The organism is Halobacillus sp. AWM4_238 (assembly GCF_056158265.1).
Genome location: NZ_JBSWSY010000004.1, coordinates 1 through 3,594 on the forward strand (window position 1 = coordinate 1; position 3,594 = coordinate 3,594).

Here is a 3,594-nt window from a genome sequence, read left to right on the forward strand (position 1 = left end):
ATTACCGTTTGCATCTTTTAAAATAGGATATCCACCACGGAATTCCATTTTAGTTGCAATACCGTTTGTAATAGAGATTGCTTCAAAGAACTCACTCGTATACTGGGTTGATGCCGCACCAAGTCCGTTTAGACCAATTGAGAACAAGTAGTTATAATCAGTTGGATTAAATGTAGACCAGTTTTTAATTGCTCTTAGTTCTTCTTGGTAATCTTTATATTTACCACCTGCATACATTTCATTGAAAACTAAGAACCAGTTTGAAATTCCTTTGTTTTCGTTATACCCCATTGGTACTCCACGACCATAGTTCTTGAATAGAGATACTTCCATCTTTGAAGTAATTAATATCTAGTTTTGAGCTGAACCCTGCTGTTCCTTCATCTACAGAGTTACCTACAATTTCAGTTACACCATGTTTAGCACCCTCAATACCACTAGAACCTAATACCGCCGCAGGACGTTCGACGTACACGTTCCGCACCCTCTAAACTGTTCTATACTATTATTACCGTAGTTTTGTGACAAAAGAATCACTCCTTAAAATTTCTACATTCTATATAATTCCGTTTGACTAAAATTTAACGTTAACCCATTTAACCTCGAAAAATTTTAACAGACTTACTCTTTCAACCTTATACTAATATTATACCATAAGTTACGCCAAAAATCAATACTTATTTTACTAGTTTTAGCATTTTCTTCCATAGTTAACAGTATCTTTTAAAGAAACAAACTTCCTAAGAGGTTACTCTAAGGAAGTTATGTTGTTTATGCCTATTTTCTTTTGTATGCTTTAGGTAAATTATGATGTAAATAACCATTCTTAATTGTTATTGCTTCTTCATCTTGTTTCATTATCTTGATTTGCTCTCTCATTAAATCTAAATTCAGTTCCTTACTCCTGTACCCATAACAATAATACCTTGTTTGTCTTTTGAATTGATACGTTTTACTTCCATAACTACCCCTCCTTTAATCAAATATATGCTCTATTAAATGTTTTAATGCTTTTAATATACCTTTGAAGAACCAACCTATCAGTTTAAAGAATCCTTTAAAGAGTAAATCGACTAATATGTTCGATATAATATAATCTAAAACATGTAAGAAACCTTTTCCTATCTTTTTACATCTATGTTTGAATCTCTCCCATTTCGTTCCTTTATAAATATACATCGACTACCCCTTTATGGTAGATACACATCTATTTTTACGTTGTGTAATTCACGTTTTGAATAGTTTTCTACTTCTTAGTTTTGCATTTAGATTCATACGGTTTTCACACTTCTTACATAACACTGGATTGTTTACCATTCCGTAACAACCACACATGTAACCATCACAACATGTTCAGGCTTATAGTTTTTTTCTACTAAGGTAAGGTTTTGACAGAAATCACATAACCAACTCTTTGTATTCTTTGTTTTACGCCATCTTTGTTTCAACTCAACTACCCCTATTCATATTTCTCTTCCATTCTCTTTTTACACTCTCCGTTTATATCAACACCTAGCTTGTTTGCAATATCCATTAGATTCCACATCGCATAATATAAGTCTTTACTTACTTGTTCCTTATTCTCTTGTGCGATTGCATCTGCTAACCTATCAGTTTGCTTAAATAAATGGTTCATCCTCTTTTCTACTGACTCATCTTCATAACAATTCACTCTTTTAAAATCTGCTACATAGTTTTGTAAGTCCTCTATTGTCACCTTATCTTTAATTGAGTTCGTTATGTAATTACCTGCTGTTACCCAGTTTGATTCTTCGAAAATAACTGTACCTAACTCATTTACTTGCTTCACATCTACAGAATCCCAAAGCTGACCTTTTATGTTTGCTAAATAGATTGTACCTTTACATCCTTCACGCTTAATTGTTTTAACATACTTTCCGTAGCATGTATACTCATATTTACCGTTTCTTCATGTACTTGCGTATTATGTCTCTTATAAGTTAATATGATAGGGTTTTTCATGCTTTATTCCTCCTATTGGTTATATAAAGTAATTACCCACATTACACCTTGTATTGTGAGTCCAATATAACAGATTATCCATATAATATTGAATATCTTCTGTTCTCTTTGATTTATCCATGTTTCACCTACCCTTTAATCAAACCTATCATTCTCTCCTAACACCCATAAGAGTGCAGAAATACCTGCTTGGTTTGCCGTACGACGTTTGGTAGTTCTTCCTTAGGAAACTTTCCGTTTGCTACTGCTTTACGATAGTTTTTAATTGCGTTTTCAAATGACTTGATTTCCTCTTCGATTTCTTTCTTAAGTTTTCATAAACCTCCTAGTTACATTGAAATAGAAAGAAACAACCCCTTAACAGGATTGCTTCTTATATACGTTCTTACCAAAATCTTTTGCACGAACAATATCAATCAGTTTACGTTCTTGATTTTGTGTTAACGGTGTATAATCTCCATCGTTTGAACGGTTTACAAATAATACTTTACCATATAAACGAATCGTATCTCTAGGTGTGATAACATCTACAGATGTTTCCTTTGTATGAATTCCTTCTTCGTTTACTAACATATCAATTGTTCCACTAAAAGGAATCGGTACAAAATATTTTGAATCAATCAAACGATAAATTTCTTCGTTTGATAATACCCCTTCGTTTGTGAGTGTGCCAAAGGCTTAGGGTTTGCTACGAAATGTGTTTCTTTTGCTTCTAACACAACAACTGCTTTCGGTTCTCCTACTCTTAAACTAAGGGCTTTATCTACTGACTCGATTAATTCTCTTTTCTTTACATGACGAGATTTCAGTTGCTCTGGTGTATCCCCTCGTTTAACTTCAAAAGTAACACCATTAATTGTAGTTACAATTTCAAGACTACTATATCTGTCAAATAACTCACTGTTAACCCAGTCTGTCATTTCTTTATAGATGTTTTCATTGAATGCACTTGAAGAAATCATTTCCAGTTTAAATACTCGATTCTCATCGTTTCGAAATTGTTTTAAAATTGATACTCCCATCTTACTTCCTCCTATTATGTTTTCCATGTATATTACCGATTGTTGTACCTTCTCTTGTTCCATATCTATTATCGTACATGTTTAATAACTCATACGCACGTATCCCCTCTTTAAATGATAATAGACAACCGTTTACGTTTAACTTGAATAAATCAGCACGTAGTTCTTAATCTTATCACTTCTAATAAAGCAAGCTAGATTTATAAACAAACCTTCTAAGAAATCATAATCTGTGTCCAGTTCTACAATCCTTATCTCATTTTCTACATACTGGTCTTTCACTTTAATTTCAGATTTTATTCTTGGAATCTTAGTGCTTACATGACTCATTAGGGTTTACACCTCCCCTCTATCTTCTACACGTAATAAGAAGACCTACATCACTACGTTTTCTCATACTCTTAAATAGTTCATTTCTTGATTTAGCTTCTACGACTTCCTGACATACATCTTGGTTTGGCGTTTCTGCACTAATAAATTCCGTAAAGAATCGTTTCATTACATACACCTCCAGTTTTTATGACAAGAAAGGGATAGCAACCCAACTACCCCAATTATATTCTTGCTCTTACTTAATTCTGTTTGTTTC

At 33.0% G+C, this 3,594-nt stretch carries 4 protein-coding genes and 1 pseudogene; all 5 read right to left on the minus strand.

Going from position 1 to position 3,594, the window contains the following annotated elements; all coding sequences use genetic code 11:
* Positions 1 to 291, minus strand: a pseudogene (locus tag ACXACN_RS19745) (toprim domain-containing protein); the annotation flags it as partial.
* Positions 281 to 475 (minus strand): hypothetical protein, encoded by a 195-nt coding sequence (locus ACXACN_RS19750; RefSeq protein ID WP_474966959.1) that lies wholly within the window; start codon positions 473 to 475, stop codon positions 281 to 283. The pseudogene ACXACN_RS19745 and the gene ACXACN_RS19750, both read right to left, overlap by 11 nt.
* 984 nt (positions 476 to 1,459) lie before the next feature.
* Entirely contained in the window at positions 1,460 to 1,810 is a 351-nt protein-coding gene (locus ACXACN_RS19755) for a MazG-like family protein (RefSeq protein WP_474966961.1), read from the minus strand.
* Positions 1,811 to 2,340: 530 nt separating this feature from the next.
* Positions 2,341 to 2,607 carry a hypothetical protein gene (locus ACXACN_RS19760; RefSeq protein ID WP_474966962.1) on the minus strand — a complete coding sequence of 89 codons (267 nt, stop codon included), beginning with the start codon at positions 2,605 to 2,607 and terminating at the stop codon, positions 2,341 to 2,343.
* The gene (locus ACXACN_RS19765; protein ID WP_474966964.1) at positions 2,604 to 3,005 is read right to left on the minus strand and encodes a hypothetical protein; all 402 of its coding nucleotides are present in this window, start codon (positions 3,003 to 3,005) and stop codon (positions 2,604 to 2,606) included. The genes ACXACN_RS19760 and ACXACN_RS19765 overlap by 4 nt, the downstream gene beginning before the upstream one ends.
* Between the last annotated feature and the right edge of the window lie 589 nt (positions 3,006 to 3,594).

Excerpts from the sequence above, each read along its gene's own strand:
- ACXACN_RS19765 (WP_474966964.1), bottom strand. The coding sequence starts at position 3,005 with ATGGGAGTATCAATTTTAAAACAATTTCGAAACGATGAGAATCGAGTA.